The organism is Cellulosimicrobium cellulans, from assembly GCF_016921195.1.
Taxonomy (GTDB): Bacteria; Actinomycetota; Actinomycetes; order Actinomycetales; family Cellulomonadaceae; genus Cellulosimicrobium; species Cellulosimicrobium cellulans_F.
In genome coordinates, this window is record NZ_JAFGYF010000003.1 from 444,894 (window position 1) to 462,651 (window position 17,758).

At 74.6% G+C, this 17,758-nt stretch carries 17 protein-coding genes; 9 read left to right on the forward strand and 8 right to left on the reverse strand.

The genetic code is table 11. The features are described 5' to 3' along the window. A complete protein-coding gene (locus JN535_RS10030) occupies positions 1-576 on the forward strand; it encodes a Clp protease N-terminal domain-containing protein (RefSeq protein WP_205205378.1) in 576 nt (191 codons plus the stop codon). A gap of 350 nt (positions 577-926) precedes the next feature. Further along, a complete protein-coding gene (locus JN535_RS10035) occupies positions 927-1,622 on the forward strand; it encodes a DUF6518 family protein (protein ID WP_205205379.1) in 696 nt (231 codons plus the stop codon). A 44-nt stretch (positions 1,623-1,666) separates the two neighbouring features. On the opposite strand, the gene pcrA is transcribed toward JN535_RS10035, so the two are convergent. Then, positions 1,667-4,444 (reverse strand): DNA helicase PcrA, encoded by a 2,778-nt coding sequence (gene pcrA, locus JN535_RS10040; protein ID WP_240200864.1) that lies wholly within the window; start codon positions 4,442-4,444, stop codon positions 1,667-1,669. Positions 4,445-4,562: 118 nt separating this feature from the next. On the opposite strand from pcrA, the gene JN535_RS10045 reads away from it, so the two are divergent. Beyond that, entirely contained in the window at positions 4,563-4,943 is a 381-nt protein-coding gene (locus tag JN535_RS10045; RefSeq protein WP_205205380.1) for a VOC family protein, read from the forward strand. Between the two features lie 18 nt (positions 4,944-4,961). On the opposite strand, the gene JN535_RS10050 is transcribed toward JN535_RS10045, so the two are convergent. Beyond that, positions 4,962-5,588: an NAD(P)-dependent oxidoreductase gene (locus JN535_RS10050; protein ID WP_205205381.1), complete on the reverse strand. Its 627-nt coding sequence runs from the start codon at positions 5,586-5,588 to the stop codon at positions 4,962-4,964. 114 nt (positions 5,589-5,702) lie between these two features. Here JN535_RS10050 and JN535_RS10055 point away from each other — a divergent pair, with 114 nt between their 5' ends. After that, positions 5,703-6,275, forward strand: a complete 573-nt coding sequence (locus JN535_RS10055; RefSeq protein ID WP_205205382.1) for a TetR/AcrR family transcriptional regulator — start codon at positions 5,703-5,705, stop codon at positions 6,273-6,275. A 54-nt stretch (positions 6,276-6,329) separates the two neighbouring features. Here the strand turns inward: JN535_RS10055 and JN535_RS10060 are convergent, their stop codons facing one another. The 4 genes from JN535_RS10060 to JN535_RS10075 all read right to left on the reverse strand — a co-directional run bounded on the left by JN535_RS10060 (position 6,330) and on the right by JN535_RS10075 (position 8,680). Further along, on the reverse strand, positions 6,330-6,812 hold the full coding sequence (locus tag JN535_RS10060) for a DUF456 domain-containing protein (protein WP_205205383.1): 483 nt from the start codon (positions 6,810-6,812) through the stop codon (positions 6,330-6,332). Between the two features lie 18 nt (positions 6,813-6,830). Further along, entirely contained in the window at positions 6,831-7,646 is an 816-nt protein-coding gene (locus JN535_RS10065; protein ID WP_205205384.1) for an alpha/beta fold hydrolase, read from the reverse strand. Then, entirely contained in the window at positions 7,643-8,203 is a 561-nt protein-coding gene (locus JN535_RS10070) for a PadR family transcriptional regulator (RefSeq protein WP_205205385.1), read from the reverse strand. Before JN535_RS10070 ends, JN535_RS10065 begins: the two co-directional genes overlap by 4 nt. A gap of 102 nt (positions 8,204-8,305) precedes the next feature. Further along, the gene (locus tag JN535_RS10075) at positions 8,306-8,680 is read right to left on the reverse strand and encodes a hypothetical protein (RefSeq protein ID WP_064315411.1); all 375 of its coding nucleotides are present in this window, start codon (positions 8,678-8,680) and stop codon (positions 8,306-8,308) included. A 446-nt stretch (positions 8,681-9,126) separates the two neighbouring features. On the opposite strand from JN535_RS10075, the gene JN535_RS10080 reads away from it, so the two are divergent. The 5 genes from JN535_RS10080 to cobA all read left to right on the forward strand — a co-directional run bounded on the left by JN535_RS10080 (position 9,127) and on the right by cobA (position 15,578). Further along, the gene (locus JN535_RS10080; protein WP_205205386.1) at positions 9,127-10,878 is read left to right on the forward strand and encodes a nitrite/sulfite reductase; all 1,752 of its coding nucleotides are present in this window, start codon (positions 9,127-9,129) and stop codon (positions 10,876-10,878) included. 206 nt (positions 10,879-11,084) lie between these two features. Next, a complete protein-coding gene (locus tag JN535_RS10085) occupies positions 11,085-11,768 on the forward strand; it encodes a phosphoadenylyl-sulfate reductase (RefSeq protein ID WP_374100497.1) in 684 nt (227 codons plus the stop codon). An 8-nt stretch (positions 11,769-11,776) separates the two neighbouring features. Next, the gene (cysD, locus tag JN535_RS10090) at positions 11,777-12,787 is read left to right on the forward strand and encodes a sulfate adenylyltransferase subunit CysD (RefSeq protein ID WP_205205387.1); all 1,011 of its coding nucleotides are present in this window, start codon (positions 11,777-11,779) and stop codon (positions 12,785-12,787) included. Next, entirely contained in the window at positions 12,787-14,169 is a 1,383-nt protein-coding gene (locus JN535_RS10095; protein WP_205205388.1) for a sulfate adenylyltransferase subunit 1, read from the forward strand. The genes cysD and JN535_RS10095 overlap by 1 nt, the downstream gene beginning before the upstream one ends. Before the next feature lie 32 nt (positions 14,170-14,201). Then, positions 14,202-15,578, forward strand: a complete 1,377-nt coding sequence (cobA, locus tag JN535_RS10100) for a uroporphyrinogen-III C-methyltransferase (RefSeq protein WP_205205389.1) — start codon at positions 14,202-14,204, stop codon at positions 15,576-15,578. Here cobA and JN535_RS10105 read toward each other — a convergent pair. After that, complete coding sequence (locus tag JN535_RS10105) at positions 15,575-16,192, reverse strand: LuxR C-terminal-related transcriptional regulator (RefSeq protein WP_240200968.1); 618 nt, start codon at positions 16,190-16,192, stop codon at positions 15,575-15,577. The two genes, cobA and JN535_RS10105, sit on opposite strands and share 4 nt — an antisense overlap. Before the next feature lie 77 nt (positions 16,193-16,269). Then, on the reverse strand, positions 16,270-17,700 hold the full coding sequence (locus tag JN535_RS10110; RefSeq protein WP_205205390.1) for an ATP-binding protein: 1,431 nt from the start codon (positions 17,698-17,700) through the stop codon (positions 16,270-16,272). Positions 17,701-17,758: the final 58 nt, after the last annotated feature.

Below are 17,758 nucleotides of genomic sequence, written 5' to 3' on the forward strand. Positions count from 1 at the left end.
ATGTTCGAACGCTTCGCGGCCGACGCCCGCGACACGGTGGTCGGCGCCCAGGAGGTGGCCCGCTCGCGCGGCGACGACGCCATCGACGCCGTGCACCTGCTCCTCGCCCTCGCGCGCCAGGACGGCGGCGCGGGCGCGGACGCGCTCGCGGCCGTCGGCGTCGGCGCGGACGCCCTCGAGGGCCACGTCGACTCGGCGCGTCGGCACGACACGCTCGACGGCCCTGCGCTCGCGGCCCTCGGCATCGACCTCGAGGAGGTCCGCGCCCGGACCGACGCGGCGTTCGGGCCAGGGGCGCTGGATCGCGCGGGCGACGACGAGCGCCGTCGTGGGCGGCGCCACCGCCGCTCGCACATCCCCTTCACGCCCGAGGCGAAGAAGGCTCTCGAGCTCTCGCTGCGCGAGGCCGTGCACGCGGGCTCACGCGCCATCGACTCGGGTCACGTGCTCGCCGCCGTCGCCCGCTCGAAGGGTTCGACGGCGCACCGCGCGCTGGTCGACGCGCTCACCGAGGCGGGGTCCGACGTCGCAGGCCTGCGCGCCGCGCTCGCCACCCGGCACCGCGAGGCCTCGTGACGGGTCCGGATAGACGTAGGCGTACACCTGGTCGGTGTGCGTCGTCGGGTCGCCGCGGCCAGTAGCCGACCGCGGCGTCCTCCGCGTTCTCCGCGTAGCGGTGGATGGGCTCGAGGTCGTCGGGCTGCGGGCACGGCTTCCCGTGTCCTGCTCGAACGGCACCGGGTCGGGGATCTCGCGCGGGGTCGACCACACCCGCACCGGGCACGCCAGGGTGCGGGGCGGGCGGCCGGCTGCGGCACGGAGGGCTCCTCGGGGCTCGGTCGTCCTGCCACGGGAGGACCGCCGGGGCGCTCGTGCCCGACGACGGGGTGACGCCCGGCCGCGGCCGCGCACCTACCGTCGGTGGGGTGCCTGACGTGACCTCGCTCCACCACCGCTCCGACGACCGCACGAGCTCTGCGCCCGCACGGTCGTCGGGGGTCCCCGCGCCCGGCGGGCAGCCCTGGTCCAGGGGGGTCGTCGCGCTCGTCGCGAGCGTCCTGCTCGGCGGCCTCACGTCCTTCGCCCAGGGCGGCGTCCTGCCCGACGCCGTGGCACCCTTCGCGAACTCCGCCAGCGGCTGGACGCTGCTCACCACGCTCCTCGTCGCCTGGGCGGCGCGCAACCCGCGCACGCGGACCGGGCACGCCGCCGTGCTCGGCGCCGCGAGCTTCCTGTTGCTCACCCTGGGCTACGCCGTCGCCGCCGACCTCCGTGGGTACTTCTACGACCCGACGACGTTCGGGGTCGTCGGCCTCGTCGTCGGCCCGTTCGTCGGGGTCGCGGCGGCGTGGCTGGGGCGCACCGGAGTCCACGCCGCCCTCGGCACCGCGGTGCTCGCGGGAATCGGCGTCGGCGAGTCGGTGTACGGGCTCACGACGGTCGTCGAGACGACGGGCGCCACCTACTGGGTCGCGATCGGCGCCGTCGCGCTCGTGCTCCTCGCCGCCATGCTCGCGCGTCGCGTCCGCGGCGCCGCGCCGGCCACGATCGCCGTGGCGGGCACCGCGCTCGCGGCAGGGGCGTTCGTCGTCGCCTACCGCGCCCTGGGCACGATCGGCTGATCCTCTGCGGCTCGGCCGAACCCGCGGGCACGACCGTCGAGACGTCAGAGCTTGGTCACCGGCGAGTAGCGCAGCAGGAGCCGCTTGGTCCCGTCCGCGCCGAAGTCGATCTTCGCGACGGCGTTCGGCCCCGCGCCCTCGAGCGCGACGACCGTCCCGAGACCGTACGCGTCGTGCGTGACCTTGTCGCCGACGGCGAGGTTCGGCACGTCCCCGTCGGCCCGCGGCGTCGCCGACCCGAACTTCGCCCCACCGGGCGGCGAGCCGAACGCGGCGCGGGCAGGGGCCGACGACGACGGGTCGTGGCGGGTCTGGCGGGAGCGGCCCGAGGAACGAGGGCCGCGGATGGTAGACCCGTCGTCGTCGGCCCCTGACCGCGCCCCCGACCCGAACCCGGACCGCGATCCGGACCACGAGCCCGAGCCCGAGCCGCGGCCCCAGACCGACCCGCCCGCGCGCAGCGTGGCCATCGACGACTCGCGCCGCCGCCAGTCCCACAGCTCCTCCGGGATCTCCTCGAGGAACCGGCTCGGCGGGAACTCGTTCGCCATGCCCCACGCGGACCGCACCGCGGACCGCGAGACGTAGAGCCGCTCGCGCGCGCGGGTGATGCCCACGTAGGCGAGGCGGCGCTCCTCGGCGAGCTCGGCGTCGTCGTGCAGGGACCTCATGTGCGGGAACGTGCCGTCCTCCATGCCGGTGAGGAACACGACGGGGAACTCCAGGCCCTTCGCGGTGTGCAGGGTCATGAGCGTGACGACGCCCGGGTCCTCCTTCGCCTCGCCCTCGGCGTCCTCGTCGGCGCCGTCGTCCGCGGGGATCTGGTCGGCGTCCGCGACCAGCGAGACGCGCTCGAGGAAGTCGGACAGCGTGCCCTCGGGCTCGAGCTCCGTGAACTCCGTCGCGACGGCATGCAGCTCGGCGAGGTTCTCGACGCGCGTCGCGTCCTGCGGGTCGTCGCTCGCGCGCAGCTCGGCGAGGTAGCCGGTGCGGTCGAGGACGGCGCCGAGGATCTCGGACGGGGTCGCGCCGGAGTCCGCGAGCTCGCGCAGCCCGGTCATGAGCTCGACGAAGGCGCGCAGGGGGTTGAGCGTGCGGTTGGTCAGGCCGGGGATCTCGTCGATCCGGGCGAGCGCCGCGCCGAACGAGATGCGCTCGCGGTCCGCGAGCGCCGCGACGGCGCCCTCGGCCCGGTCGCCGAGCCCGCGCTTGGGGACGTTGAGCACGCGGCGCAGGTTGACGTCGTCGTCGAGGTTGTCGATCGCGCGCAGGTACGCGACGGCGTCCTTGACCTCGCGCCGCTCGTAGAAGCGCGTGCCGCCGACGACCTTGTAGGGCAGGCCGACGCGGATGAGCACCTCCTCCAGCGCACGGGACTGGGCGTTGGTCCGGTAGAACACCGCGACGTCGCCGGGGCGCACGCCCTCGGTGTCGCCGAGGCGGTCGATCTCCTCCGCGACGAACCGCGCCTCCTCGTGCTCGTTGTCCGCGACGTAGCCGATGACCTTCGCGCCCGCGCCCGAGTCGGTCCACAGCCGCTTGGGCTTGCGGTCGGGGTTGCGCGAGATGACGGCGTTGGCGGCCGAGAGGATGTTCTGGGTCGAGCGGTAGTTCTGCTCGAGCAGGATGGTGCGGGCGTCCGGGTAGTCGGCCTCGAACTCGAGGATGTTGCGGATCGTGGCGCCGCGGAACGCGTAGATCGACTGGTCGGCGTCGCCCACGACGGTGAGCTCGGCGGGGTCGAGCGCGGGCACCTGCGCCTCGCCGGTCCCGCTCGTCGCAGGGTCGGTCGCGGCGGAGTCCTCGCCCACGCCCGCGAGCTCGCGCACGAGCACGTACTGCGCGTGGTTGGTGTCCTGGTACTCGTCGACGAGCACGTGGCGGAACCGGCGGCGGTAGTGCTCGGCGACCGCGGGGAACGCCTGGAGCAGGTTCACCGTGGTCATGATGATGTCGTCGAAGTCGAGCGCGCTCGCCGCGACGAGCCGGGCCTGGTAGCGCGTGTAGACGTCGGCGAGCACCTGGTCGAACTCGGGCACGTTTGCGCCGTGCTGGCCGGCCCGCGCCGCGAGGCCGTCGTCCGTCGCGTGGGCGCCGGAGTCGCGCGCGTAGGTCTCGGGGTCGATGAGCTCGTTCTTGAGGTCCGAGATCTTGTTGGCGAGCGACCGCGCCGGGTACTTCTTCGGGTCCAGGTCGAGCTCGCGCGTGACGAGCGTGATGAGCCGCTGGGAGTCCGCGGCGTCGTAGATCGAGAAGCTCGACCGGAGCCCGAGCGTCTTGGCCTCACGCCGCAGGATGCGCACGCACGCCGAGTGGAACGTGGAGACCCACATGTTCCGCGCCGACGGCCCGACGAGCGCCTCGACGCGCTCGCGCATCTCCGCGGCCGCCTTGTTGGTGAACGTGATCGCGAGGATCTGCCCGGCGCGCGCCCGGCCCGTGGCGAGCAGGTGCGCGATGCGGTGCGTCAGCACGCGCGTCTTGCCCGAGCCGGCGCCCGCGACGATGAGCAGCGGCCCGCCCGCGTGCACGACGGCCTCGCGCTGCTGCGGGTTGAGCCCGTCGAGCAGCGCGTCGGGGTCGAGGTGGGCGTACCGGCCCTTGCGCTCCCCCGTGCCCGACGGCGAACCGGCAGCCCCCGCCTCCGTCCCCCCCGGGGTGCCGTCGCCGGCGGGCGACCCCGCGCCGTCGGGCACGGCCGGGTCGTCGGTCCAGCGCGGGGCGGTCCGCGGGAGTCGCGACTCGCCGCCGTGGTCGACGCGCGGGCCGTCGAAGAGCGTGTCGAGGCCGGGCAGCGGGAGGTTCTCGAAGAGCGAAGCCATAGCCCCTCCAGCCTAGGCGCCCGCGCCCACACCCGGTGCCGCCCCGCCGATGAGTCCTGTGTCCCGCGACGGTCTCCCCGTTCGTCCGCAGCACCTGCCGCACCACGAAGGAGCCACCATGGCGACGACCCACCTCACGGGCGTGCACACCGTCGCGGTCCCGGTCACGGACCAGGACCGCGCGCTGGCCTACTACACGGGGACGCTCGGTTTCGAGGTCCGCATGGACGGCGAGCTCCAGGAGGGCTTCCGCTGGATCGAGGTCGCTCCCCCGGGCTCCCCGACGTCCGTCGCGCTCGTCGCGGCCGGCGAGGGCATCGCCGCGGGCGTCGACACGGGCATCCGCCTCACGACCTCCGACGCGGCCGCCGACCACGCGGCGCTCACCGACGCCGGTGCGAGCACCGGCGAGCTCCTGCGCTGGGAGGGCGTCCCGCCGATGTTCTCGCTGCGCGACGTCGACGGGAACACGCTCTACGTCATGGAACTGCCCGGCTGAGCCGCCCAGCGAGGGCGGTCAGGCGGAGACCGAGACCGTCGCGCGGACTGCTGCGGGCTCCTCGACGAGATCGACCACCGCGGACGCGAGGTCTGCTCGGCGGATCGAGTAGTGCCACCGCACGTTGCCGTCCGTCCGCGAGCGGTACGCGCCACGGGCCTTGCCGTCCTGGAGCATCGGCGGGCGGACGAGCGTCCAGTCGAGGCCGCTAGCCGCCACCACCGCCTCGGTCGCGGCGAAGGCCGCGTTCTCCTCGCGCAGCACCCGCGCGAGCACCGGCTTGGCGAGGTACCTGCTCAGGGGGTCGTCGCCGTCGACCACCCACCCGCTCGCGCTCAGCGCGACGAGGCGTCGCACGCCGGCACGGTGGGCCGCCTCGACGAGCGCCTCGGCCGCCCGCGCCTGGACGTCTCGCGGCTCGCCCTTCACCGGACCTACGCAGGAGACGACGGCGTCGGCACCGGACAGCGACTCGGCGAGCCGGCCCACGTCCCGCGCGTCTGCGACGGCCACCGCGTCGGTGCGGACGCCCCCGAGACGGTCCGGCCGCCGCACCACCGCCGTGACGTGGTGGCCGCGGGCCTGCGCTTCTCGGACCACCTCGCGGCCGGTCCGTCCACTTGCTCCGATCACGGCGATCTTCATGTGCATCCTCTCGTGGGGTGAGTAAGTGTTTACTCACCCCTAGGATGGTCGCGTGCGACAGACCCGTCAAGACCCGACCGCCCTCCGCGCCGCCGGCCTGGCGGAGACCGGACGATGAGCGCCCGAGAGCGGATCCTCGACGCCGCCGCGACGGTCCTGCGTTCCCAGGGCATCGCCGCCGCGACGACGCGCGAGATCGCTCGCGCGGCCGGGTGCTCGGAGGCCCTCCTCTACAAGAACTTCGCCGACAAGCAGGACCTCTTCCTCGCGGTCCTCGCCGAGCGCATACCGCGCCTCGCCTCGACCGGCGACCTCGCCGGAGGACGCACGGTCGCCGAGAACCTCACGACGCTCGTCGAGCAGCTGCTCGGCTTCTACGTGCGCACGTTCCCCGTCGCCGCGTCGATCTTCGGGACGCCCGAGCTCCTCGCCGCCCATCGCGCGGCGATGGACCGCCGTGGCGCGGGGCCCGAGGCCCCCGCCCGTCACCTGCAGGCCTACCTCGACAGCGAGATCACGAACGGTCGGCTCCCCGAGGACCTGGACGCACGCTCCACCGCCCGGGTCCTCGCCGGCGCGGCGCTCCTCGAGGCCTTCCTGGCTGCGTACGCGGGCGCGGACGACGTCCCGGACGCCACGGCACGGGCGCGCGACATCGTCGCCGTCGTCACGCCGCTGCTCGACTGACCCCCGCGCGACGGAGCCGGGCACCCGGCGGGGCGGCGCGACCGGCGCGCACGCTCAGGTCAGCACCAGCCCGACGCCCCACGTCGCGGCGGCGAGCAGGCCACCGAGGAGCTGGACGAGGATCGTGATGCCCGTGGCCTGCATCGCGGCCACGGTCGCGCGCCACGCGGCGCGACGGTCACGGCGGCGCAGGAGCTCCGCGACGAACACCGCGAGCACGAAGCCGATGAAGAGCCCGACCACCGGGATGACGAAGAAGCCGACGACGCCCGCGATCCCGCCCCACACGAGCGTCGACCACGGGACGTCCGCCCGGCGCATGTGGCGGCCCGCCAGGACGTACTGCGACACCTCGGCGGCGACCACGAGCACGGCGGCGACCGCGAAGACGACCCACGCGGCCGTGCCGCCCGTCACGATCGCCCACACGAGGATCGCGCCGAGCACGAGCACGTTCCCGGGCAGGATCTGCACGACGATCCCGATCAGACCGACCAGGATCGCCAGCCCGACGAGGACCTCTCCACCGATGCTCACGGGGGAAACCCTCGCACGTCACGGGCGACGCGCACGCTCCGGGAGCGGCACGAGCCGCGGGTGCGCGACGCCGTCGACCACCCAGGACCGGATCATCGCGCTGAACAGGTCCGGGTCCTCCGCGCTCCACTGATGGTGCATCCCGGGCGCGAGGCGCACGACCGCGTCCGGCACGCGCCGCTCGATCGTGGTCAGGGCGCGACGCGCGGGGCGCAGGTCCTGGCCGCCCGCGACCGCGAGCACGCGGGCTCCCGACTCCGTGAGGCCGTCCGGCCAGCGCCCGCCGTAGACGTCGGGCAGCAGTCGCGCCATGGTCTCGCGGCGGATGGCGAGCCCCGAGCGCACGAACAGGTCGCGCGCGTCCGCCGGGATCCCCATGGCGACGGCCTGGCCGCGCCAGTACCAGGGCCGGTCCCAGACCCGGAGCTGGGCGCGGCCGAGCGCACCGGCAAGCCCGCGCACGCCGTCGACCACCGCGCCGGACGCGAGGACGGAGCGCACGAGTCCCGGGTGCTGCGCCGCGAGGCGCAGGGCGACGATCCCGCCGAGCGACAGCCCGACGACGTGCACCTCCCGGCCGGCGGGGATCGCGGAGACCGTCGCGGCGACGTCGTCGACGACCGCGTCGAGCGACGCCGGAACCCGGTCTCCGCGGCTCCCGAAGCCGAGCAGGTCGGGTGTCCACACGTCGAGGTCGTCCAGCGCCTCGACCTGCGGCTCCCACATCCAGGAGGCGACGTTGCCGCCGTGGAGCAGGACGACGGAGATCCCGTCCGTGCCGGGCGCGCCGGGCCGCGTGGCGGGGTGGTGCACGACGACGTCCGGCGCGGTCACGTGAGCACCTCCCGCTCGGTCTCGTCGAGCCATGCGAGCTCGGTCCGGGCGTGCGCGAGCCCGTGGCGCAGCGTCGCGAGGCGCAGCGCGAGCCCGCGGGTGTCGCGGACGCGGTCGGCGTCCGGCCCGCCGTCGGCGAGGACCGCGGCGACACGCTCCTCCTCCGCGGTGAGCGTCGCGACCGTCTCCTCGGCCAGCGCGCGCCGCGCCGCGAGGAGCTCCGCGACGCCGGCGTCGTCGAGCTGGTCGGCGAAGAACAGCCGGCCGAGGAAGGGCTCGCGCGATCCCTCGGGCTCGAGCGGCGAGGCGAGCCAGTCGCGCAGCGCCGCCCGGCCGGCGTCGGTGATCGTGTGGACCTTCCGGTCGGGATAGCTCTCCTGGGGCACGACCTCCACCTCGGCCAGCCCCGCCTCCACGATCGCGGCAAGGGTGCGGTAGAGCTGCGACCGGTCGGCCGCCCAGAAGTGCCGGACGGACGAGTCGAACGCGCGCTTGAGGTCGTAGCCGGTCATGGGCCGGATCGTGAGGAGACCGAGCACGAGATAGCGAAGGACCATGCGACTAGTGGACCATGCACCTAGTCGCGGGTCAATGCCCCGGGGACGACGAAGGCCCGCCGACGGACGATCCGTCGACGGGCCCCGGCCGGGTCGCTGCGGTCAGTTCCAGAAGACCGCGACGAGGATGTTCACGAGGGTCAGGCCACCGATGGCGTGCTTGACGCCCGGCGCGACGGCGCCGTCGGCCGCCTTGGCCCCCTGGCGCTTGGCGACGAACGCGAGCACCGCGATGACGAGCGCGACGACCAGCTTGACGCCGATCTTGGCCATGTCGGGCCCGCCATTCGTCCAGGTCTCCCAGACGGACGCCTCGCCGATGCCCACCATGGCGATCCCCGCGACGAGCGCGGTGAGCGCGCCGTGGAAGACGCCCTTGTACAGGCCCGGCGAACGCAGGGACGCGAGGTAGCCGCCGAGGACGATGGCCCAACCGATGAAGTGCAGCGCGACGAAGACGTTGTAGAGGAACTCCATGGCGCCATCCTATTTGCTGACGACCGTGTCGTGAAAGTTTGCACAAAGTGAGATGCGCCCCTGCTCCTCGCCGGTCGCACCACCGACCCACCGCGCACGGTCGTCACGGTCGACAAACCAGACCTGATCAGTCTAGTATTTCCGGTTTCCCACCATGCGGACCAGGGCTGTCCACGCCGCCGGACCGCCGCTATCGTTCACGACATGACCACGGCAGCCCGCACCCTCCTCGTGACCTCGCGTCACGGGATGCCGGCGTGCGCGCACACGTGTCTCAGCTGTTGTCGCTGAACCGCGCCCGACTCAGCGCGAGCCCGCAGGCTCGCCCCTCTCCCCGGAGAAACCCTGAGAACCGGCGCGCGCCGTCGGTCCTCAGCCACTCGCACCCTCGCTGAGCGCTCGTCGTCGCGCGTCCCCGCCCCCGAACGAGGACACGAGGAACCCCGATGACGCAGGCCACGACTGCGCCGGAGACCACCGAGGCCGCGGCCACGCGACCCGGTCGTCCGGCCGGCGAGCGCGCCGCACGGCCGTCGCGCGCCGCCCGCCCGAACGGGCAGTGGAAGGTGGACGGCACCGAGCCGCTCAACGCCAACGAGAAGTGGAAGCAGGAGGACGGCGGGCTGTCCGTCCGCGAGCGGATCGAGACGATCTACGCGCGGGAGGGCTTCGACTCCATCACCGGCGACGACCTGCACGGCCGGTTCCGCTGGTGGGGCCTGTACACCCAGCGCAAGCCCGGGATCGACGGCGGCAAGACGGCGACCCTCGAGCCGCACGAGCTCGAGGACCGGTACTTCATGCTCCGGGTCCGCATCGACGGCGGCGCCCTGACGACCGAGCAGCTCCGCGTCATCGCGGACATCTCGAAGGAGTTCGGGCGCGACAGCGCCGACATCACCGACCGCCAGAACATCCAGCTCCACTGGGTCGAGGTCGAGAACGTCCCGGAGATCTGGCGCCGGCTGGAGGCCGTCGGCCTGCAGACGACGGAGGCGTGCGGCGACGTCCCCCGCGTCGTGCTGGGCAGCCCGGTCGCGGGGATCGCGGCCGACGAGCTCATCGACCCGAGCGCCGCGATCGCGGAGATCACCCGCCGCTACATCGGCGTCCCGGAGCTGGCGAACCTGCCCCGCAAGTTCAAGACCGCGCTCACGGGGCACCCGAGCCAGGACGTCGTGCACGAGATCAACGACGTCGCGTTCGTCGCGCTCCGCCACCCCGAGCTCGGCGTCGGGTTCGACCTGTGGGTCGGCGGCGGTCTGTCCGCGAACCCGCGCCTCGGCGAGCGCCTCGGCGCGTTCGTCACCGAGGAGCAGGTGCCCGACGTCTGGCACGGGGTCGTGCAGATCTTCCGCGACTACGGCTACCGCCGCCTGCGCAACAAGGCGCGCCTCAAGTTCCTCCTCGCCGACTGGGGGCCCGAGAAGTTCCGTGAGGTGCTCGAGACCGAGTACCTCGGGTATCGGCTCCCGGACGGCCCGCCCGCCCCCAAGCCGCCGGTGCCGGGCGACCACGTGGGCGTGCACAAGCAGAAGGACGGGCTCAACTACGTCGGCGCGGCCCCCTACGTGGGTCGCGTGTCCGGGACGATCCTGGCGAACGTCGCCGACCTCGCCGAGTCGGTCGGCTCGCACCGCGTGCGGCTCACGCCGCACCAGAAGCTCCTCGTCCTGGACGTCCCGGACGAGCACGTCGAGCACGTCGTCGCGACGCTCAAGGCCAACGGGCTCGACGCCAACCCGAGCCCGTTCCGCCGCAGCACGATCGCGTGCACGGGCATCGAGTACTGCAAGCTCGCCATCGTCGACACCAAGGACACGGCGACAGCGACGATCGACGAGCTCGAGAAGCGGCTCGGCGACCTGTCGCACATGAAGCCGCTCTCGCTGCACGTCAACGGGTGCCCCAACTCGTGCGCGCGCATCCAGACGGCGGACATCGGGCTCAAGGGTCAGCTCGTGATGAACGACGACGGCGAGCAGGTCCCGGGTTTCCAGGTCCACCTGGGCGGGGGTCTGGCGTCCGACGACCGCGAGCTCGCCGGCATGGGCCGCACCGTGCGCGGCCTCAAGGTCACGGCGACCGACCTGCCCGACTACGTCGAGCGCGTCGTGCGGCGGTACGAGGCCGACAAGGCCGAGACCGAGACCTTCGCCGAGTGGGCGCACCGAGCCGACGAGGAGGCGCTCCAGTGAGCGAGGACCAGGGCGTGACGACCACCTCCGCCGACACCCCGCCGTCGGGCACCGCCGACCCGCTGGCGGCCCTGCGCGCCGCCGCGCGGGCGAAGGCCGAGCAGCGCGAGAGCGCGAAGGCCGCGCACCACGCGGAACGCGCACGGCACGGCCGGCCCAAGCGCTCCCTCGACGAGCTGCGCGAGACCGCGCGGCGCGGCGAGGAGCTGCTGCACGGCTCCGGCACGCCCGGCGTCGAGGGGGCGACCCGACCGGAGGCGACGGCCGAGGAGGTCATCGCCTGGGCGGCGCGCGAGTTCGGGACGTCGGTCGCGGTGGCCTGCTCCATGGCGGACGCCGTGCTCCCCCACGTCGTCGCGGCCCAGATCCCGTGGGTCGACGTGCTGTTCCTCGACACGGGCTACCACTTCGCCGAGACGGTCGGGACCCGCGACGCCGTCGAGCAGCAGATGGACGTGACGATCGTCGACGTCCTGCCCGAGCGGACGGTCGCCGAGCAGGACGCCGCCCACGGCAAGGACCTGTTCTCGCGCGACCCGGGCCTGTGCTGCCAGCTGCGCAAGGTCGAGCCGCTGCACCGCACGCTCGCGGGCTACGAGGTGTGGGTCACGGGCGTGCGTCGCGACGAGGCCCCGACCCGGACGGGCACACCGCTCGTGACGTTCGACGAGAAGAACGGGCTCGTGAAGATCAACCCGCTCGCGGCCTGGTCGTTCGACGACCTGCTCGCGTACGCCGCGCGGCACCAGGTGATCCTCAACCCCCTGCTGAACGACGGCTACCCGTCGATCGGCTGCCAGCCGTGCACCCGGCGCGTCGCGCCGGGCGAGGACCCGAGGGCCGGCCGCTGGGCGGGGCTCGACAAGACAGAGTGCGGACTCCACGTATGAGGACGGGCATGACGACCATCGACCTGACGACCGACGCACCGGGCTCCCCCGCCGGTGCTCCCGCCGGCGCCTCCGCGGAGGCTGCGCCGGTCCCGGCGACGGCCCTGCCCGGCGGGCGCCGCCTCGCGCAGCTCGACGCGCTCGAGAGCGAGGGCATCCACATCATCCGCGAGGTGGTGGCCGAGTTCGAGCGCCCCGTGCTGCTGTTCAGCGGCGGCAAGGACTCCGTGGTGATGCTGCACCTCGCGGTCAAGGCGTTCGCGCCCGGACCGGTGCCGTTCCCCGTGCTCCACGTGGACACGGGCCACAACTTCCCCGAGGTGCTGGCCTACCGCGACGCGACCGCGCAGCGCCTGGGCCTGCGGCTCGAGGTCGCACGCGTGCAGGACTACCTCGACGACGGCCGGCTGCGCGAGCGCGCGGACGGGACGCGGAACCCCCTGCAGACGCAGCCGCTGCTCGACGCGATCTCGGACCACCGGTTCGACGCCGTGTTCGGCGGCGGCCGGCGCGACGAGGAGAAGGCGCGCGCCAAGGAGCGCGTGTTTTCCCTGCGCGACGAGTTCGGCCAGTGGGACCCGCGCAACCAGCGGCCGGAGCTGTGGAACCTCTACAACGGGCGCCACCGGCCGGGCGAGCACGTGCGCGTGTTCCCGCTCTCGAACTGGACCGAGCTCGACGTGTGGCGTTACATCGCGCGCGAGCGCATCGAGCTGCCGGAGCTCTACTACGCGCACGAGCGCGAGGTGTTCGACCGCGACGGCATGCTGCTCGCCGTCGGACCGTACTCGGCGCCGCGCACCGACGCCGAGACGGCGTCCCTGCGCACCGAGACGGTGCGGTACCGGACCGTCGGCGACATGTCGTGCACCGGCGCCGTGCGCTCGGACGCGACCGGCGTCGAGGACGTCATCGCGGAGATCGCCGCGACGCGCATCACCGAGCGCGGCGCGACCCGCGCCGACGACCGCCTCTCCGAGGCCGCCATGGAGGACCGCAAGAAGGAGGGGTACTTCTGATGGGCACCCAGACCAGCACCGTCACCGAGGACGCGGCCCTGCCGCTCGACGACGCGCGCCGCGGGACGCTGCTGCGCCTCGCCACGGCAGGTTCCGTCGACGACGGCAAGTCCACGCTCGTGGGCCGCCTGCTGTTCGACTCCAAGTCCGTGCTCGCCGACCAGCTCGACGCGGTCGAGCGCGTCTCGCGCGACCGCGGCCTCGAGTCGGCCGACCTCGCGCTGCTCACCGACGGCCTGCGCGCGGAGCGCGAGCAGGGCATCACGATCGACGTGGCGTACCGGTACTTCGCGACGGCGCGCCGGTCGTTCATCCTCGCCGACTGCCCCGGGCACGTGCAGTACACCCGCAACACGGTGACGGGTGCGTCGACGGCGGACGTCGTCGTGCTGCTCATCGACGCGCGCAAGGGCCTGCTGGAGCAGACGCGCCGCCACCTCGCGGTCGCGAGCCTCCTGCGCGTGCCGCACGTCGTGGTCGCGGTGAACAAGATCGACCTCGTCGACTACAGCGAGGCGCGCTACGCCGAGCTCGCCGCGGACATCCGGGCGGCGGCGACGTCGCTCGGCGTCGGCGACGTGCACACGATCCCGGTGTCCGCCCTCGTCGGCGACAACGTGGTGGACCGGGCGAGCGCGAGGACGCCCTGGTACGACGGCCCCAGCCTGCTCGAGCTGCTCGAGGAGCTCCCGACCGGCGACGACCCGGAGACCGAGGCGTTCCGCTTCCCCGTCCAGGTCGTCATCCGCCCCCAGGCCGCGGCCGACGAGCGCTACCGCGACTACCGCGGGTACGCCGGTCAGGTGGCGTCGGGCGTCGTGACGGTCGGGGACGAGGTCGTGGTGCTGCCCTCCGGTCGCCGCACGACCGTCGTCGGGATCGACACGGCCGACTCGCTCGCGTCCGGCGCGGAGCTCACCGAGGCGTTCGCGCCGCAGTCCGTGACGCTCCGCCTCGCGGACGACGTGGACGTCGCGCGCGGCGACCTCATCGCGTCCGCCGCCGAGGCGCCCGAGGTCACGCAGGACGTCGAGGGCACCGTCGCGTGGCTCAGCGACCGCCCGCTCCTGCCCGGCGCGCGCGTGCTGCTCAAGCACACGACGCGCACGGTGCAGGCCGTCGTGCGCGACGTCGTCGGGCGGCTCGACCTCGACACCGCCGAGCTCGAGCCCGCCGAGCGCCTCGACCTCAACGACATCGGCCGCGTGACGCTGCGGCTCGCGTCTCCGGTCGCGGCCGAGGAGTACGTCGTCGCCCGGCGCACGGGCGCGTTCCTGCTCGTCGACGGCCAGGACGGCGGCACGCTCGCGGCCGGCATGGTCGGCGACGCGCTCGCCGCGGCCCGTCGACCGGCGGAGCGTCCCGGCTCGTACGCGATCTGAGCCCGACGTCGGCTGACACCTAGGCAGGCACCGTGACCGAACCCACCCACGAGACGTACCCCCTGGGCCTGCGTCTCGACGGCCGCCGCGTCGTCGTCGTCGGCGGCGGCCCCGTCGCCGCGCGCCGCACGCGCGGCCTCCTCGACGCCGGCGCCGTCGTGACCGTCGTGGCGCCGTTCGTGTGCGAGGACCTCGTGGAGCTGCTCGCCGCGCACGGCGCCGGGACCGCGTACGGGCACGCCGTGCTGCCGGCAGACCCCGGCGCGCGGGTGTCGTGGGTGCGGCGCGACTACCTCACCGGCGACCTCGACGGCGCGTGGCTCGTCCACACCGCGACGGGCGACCCGCGCGTCGACGCGGAGGTCGCGGCCGACGCCGAGGCGGACCGGGTCTTCTGCGTCACCGCGGGCGACGCGGAGCTCGCGACCGCCTGGGTGCCGGCCGTGGCCCGCACGCGCGTGCCGGACGACGGGTCGCACGACGCGGCGAGGGCCGAGGTCACGGTGTCCGTCAACGCGGGCCGCGACCCGCGGCGCGCGCAGCGGGTGCGCGACGCCGTCGCCGCGCTGCTCGCGACGGGCGAGCTCCCGCTCCGTGCGGTGCGTCCGGTGGGCGCGCGCGCCACGACCGACGGCGCTGCGCGCCTCGCGGGCACGGTCTCCGGGCCGCTCGTGCGGCCCGTGGGGTCGGTCGCGCTCGTCGGGGGCGGCCCGGGCGACACGGGCCTGATCTCCGTGCGTGGTCGTCGCCTCCTCGCGGAGGCGGACGTCGTCGTGGTCGACCGGCTCGGCCCGCGCGGCCTGCTCGCCGAGCTCGGCGACGACGTCGAGGTCGTGGACGTCGGCAAGACGCCGGGCCACCACCCCGTCCCGCAGTCGGAGATCAACCGGATCCTCGTGCACCACGCGCTCGTCGGGCGGCGGGTCGTGCGGCTCAAGGGCGGCGACCCGTACGTGTTCGGGCGCGGCGGCGAGGAGCTCGACGCGTGCCGCGAGCACGGCGTCCCGGTGGAGGTCGTACCGGGCGTGACGAGCGCCGTCTCGGTGCCGGCCGCGGCGGGCATCCCCGTGACGCACCGCGGCCTGTCGCGCGGGTTCACCGTGCTCACCGGGCACGAGGACGTGGGCAAGGTGCCCGCCGGGAGCGACCACACGGTCGTCCTGCTCATGGGGGTCTCACGGCTCGCGGAGACGGCGGCCGCGCTCGTCGAGCAGGGCCGCTCCCCCGAGACACCCGTCGCGGTCGTCGAGGACGGCTACGGCCCGCGCCAGCGGACGACGGTCGGCACCCTCGCGACGATCGCCGACCGCGCGCGCGAGGCCGACGTCCGCCCGCCGGCCGTGACCGTCGTCGGCGACGTGGTCACCCTCTCCCCCGCCTGGACGCCCCCCGCCCCCGCCGGCGGCTAGAGGAGGCGGCGCTGGGCCGCCCAGCGGGTCAGCTCGTGGCGGGACGAGAGCTGGAGCTTGCGCAGGACCGCGGAGACGTGGGTCTCGACCGTCTTGATCGAGATGAACAGCTCGGAGGCGACCTCGCGGTAGGTGTAGCCGCGCGCGATGAGGCGCATGACCTCCTGCTCGCGAGCCGAGAGCCGGTCGAGCTCGTCGTCGCGCACCGCCACGTCGCCCGCGCCGGTCCCGAACGCGTCGAGCACGAAGCCCGCGAGGCGCGGGGAGAACACCGCGTCACCGCCGGCGACCTGCCCGACGGCGGCCGAGAGGTCGGGCCCGGAGATCGCCTTGGTCACGTAGCCGCGCGCCCCGGCGCGGATGACCGCGACGACGTCCTCCGCGGCGTCCGACACCGACAGCGCGAGGAACCGCACGTCGCCCAGCACGTCGGCGCAGCGCTGGATGACCTCCGCGCCGCCGCCCCCGTTCCCGCCGGGCAGGTGCACGTCGAGCAGCACGACCGGGGGCCGCAGCTCGTGCACGCGCGCGACCGCGGACTCGACGTCGTCCGCCTCCCCGACCACCGTGACGAGCGCCGGGTCGAGGCTCGCGCGCACGCCCGCCCGGAACATGTGGTGGTCGTCGACGAGCACCACGGGCACGGGCCCGGTCGCGGGGACGCCGTCGGCGGGCGTGCTGGGGATGGTCGTCACGGGTTCTCCTGGTTCGACGGTGAGCTCGACGACGGGCGGGCGGGTTCGGGTTCCGCCACGGCGCGCGGCACGCGCAACCGTACCTCCGTGCCCCACCCCGGCCTGCTGATGATCTCGGCCTTGCCGCCGCGCCGCTGGACCCGCCCGAGGATCGACTCCCGCACGCCGAACCGGTCGGGCGCGACGTCGTCCATGTCGAAGCCGTCCCCGCGGTCGCGCACGAAGACCTCGACGGCCGCGTCGCTCACCTCGAGGTAGACCGAGTACGGCGGCCCGCCGTGGGCGACGGCGTTGACGAGCGCCTCGCGCGTCGCCTGGAGCAGCGCCGCGGTCTCCTGGGTGGGGGTGCAGTCACCCACCACCACGACGTCCACCACGACCGGCCCGGGTTCGGTCTCGCCGGCCACCCCTGCGCCGGTCGTCCCGACGGGCGCCCCGATGGGCTCCGCACGGCGGCCCACGCGCCCGTCCTCGACCTCCGCGACGAGCCCGCGCAGCTCGGCGGCGAGCGACGTCCCCGGCGAGGGGCGGTCGTCGTACAGCCACTCGCGCAGCTCGCGCTCCTGCGCGCGGGCGAGGCGCGCGACGGTGTCCGCGTCGGACGACCGGGCGCGGATGAGCGCGAGCGTCTGGAGCACGGAGTCGTGGAGGTGCGCCGCGATGTCGGCCCGCTCGGCCTCGCGGGCGCGCGCGGCGCGCTCGTTCCCGAGCTCGCGCACGAGCCGCAGCCACCACGGGGCGAGGACGATCGCGACGCCGGCGAGCACCGCGACCGCCGCGACGGCCGCGCGCACGATCTGCGTGGGCCGCGCGTCCTGCCCCACGAGCAGGACGATGCCCACGAGCACCAGGACCACCCCGCCCGCGATGCGCAGGACGCCCGCGGGGGTGCGGCCACCGGCCCGCGTGAGCAGCCGGCCGCGCTCGACGGCGTCGAGCTGGCTCCACGCGAGCGCCGCGCCCGCGAGCGCGATGAGCACGGGGATGACCCAGGACACCTCGACGTCGACCCCGTTCCGCAGCGCCACGAGGAGCCCGGCACCGCCGAGCAGGACCACGCCGATCGCGACGTCCCGGACCGGGAGACGGCGCACGCTGCCCTGCAGGCGCGGCGCGAGGCGCGACAGGGACGCCGGGCGCTGCTCGTCGCGGGCCGCGGCGGGGTCGCCGGACGGGACCGTGAGCCACCAGAACACGTAGAGCGCGACGCCGGCACCGCCCGCGAGCCCGAGGAACGCCGTCACGAGGCGCACGACACCGACGCTCACACCGAGGTGCGCCGCGAGACCCGCGCACACGCCGGCGACCCACCGGCCGCGCTCGGGGCGGCGCAGCGGCAGGTCGCGCGGCGGGGCGACGGGCCTGGTGCCGGACCCGGCACCGGTCGGCGCGCCGGGTCGCCGAGCGGGGTGGGCAGGAGTCGTCACCCCCCGATCGTCACACGTCCCGGGCGCCCGGAGCGCCCCCGGACGGGGAAACCAGGGT

Bases quoted from the DNA above. Each gene is read 5' to 3' on its own strand.
- JN535_RS10045 (WP_205205380.1), top strand. From the start codon at position 4,563: ATGGCGACGACCCACCTCACGGGCGTGCACACCGTCGCGGTCCCGGTC.
- JN535_RS10095 (WP_205205388.1), top strand. From the start codon at position 12,787: ATGGGCACCCAGACCAGCACCGTCACCGAGGACGCGGCCCTGCCGCTC.
- JN535_RS10055 (WP_205205382.1), top strand. From the start codon at position 5,703: ATGAGCGCCCGAGAGCGGATCCTCGACGCCGCCGCGACGGTCCTGCGT.
- pcrA (WP_240200864.1), bottom strand. From the start codon at position 4,444: ATGGCTTCGCTCTTCGAGAACCTCCCGCTGCCCGGCCTCGACACGCTC.
- JN535_RS10105 (WP_240200968.1), bottom strand. From the start codon at position 16,192: ATGTTCCGGGCGGGCGTGCGCGCGAGCCTCGACCCGGCGCTCGTCACG.
- JN535_RS10075 (WP_064315411.1), bottom strand. From the start codon at position 8,680: ATGGAGTTCCTCTACAACGTCTTCGTCGCGCTGCACTTCATCGGTTGG.
- JN535_RS10070 (WP_205205385.1), bottom strand. From the start codon at position 8,203: ATGGTCCTTCGCTATCTCGTGCTCGGTCTCCTCACGATCCGGCCCATG.
- cysD (WP_205205387.1), top strand. From the start codon at position 11,777: ATGACGACCATCGACCTGACGACCGACGCACCGGGCTCCCCCGCCGGT.
- JN535_RS10080 (WP_205205386.1), top strand. From the start codon at position 9,127: ATGACGCAGGCCACGACTGCGCCGGAGACCACCGAGGCCGCGGCCACG.
- JN535_RS10030 (WP_205205378.1), top strand. From the start codon at position 1: ATGTTCGAACGCTTCGCGGCCGACGCCCGCGACACGGTGGTCGGCGCC.
- JN535_RS10050 (WP_205205381.1), bottom strand. From the start codon at position 5,588: ATGAAGATCGCCGTGATCGGAGCAAGTGGACGGACCGGCCGCGAGGTG.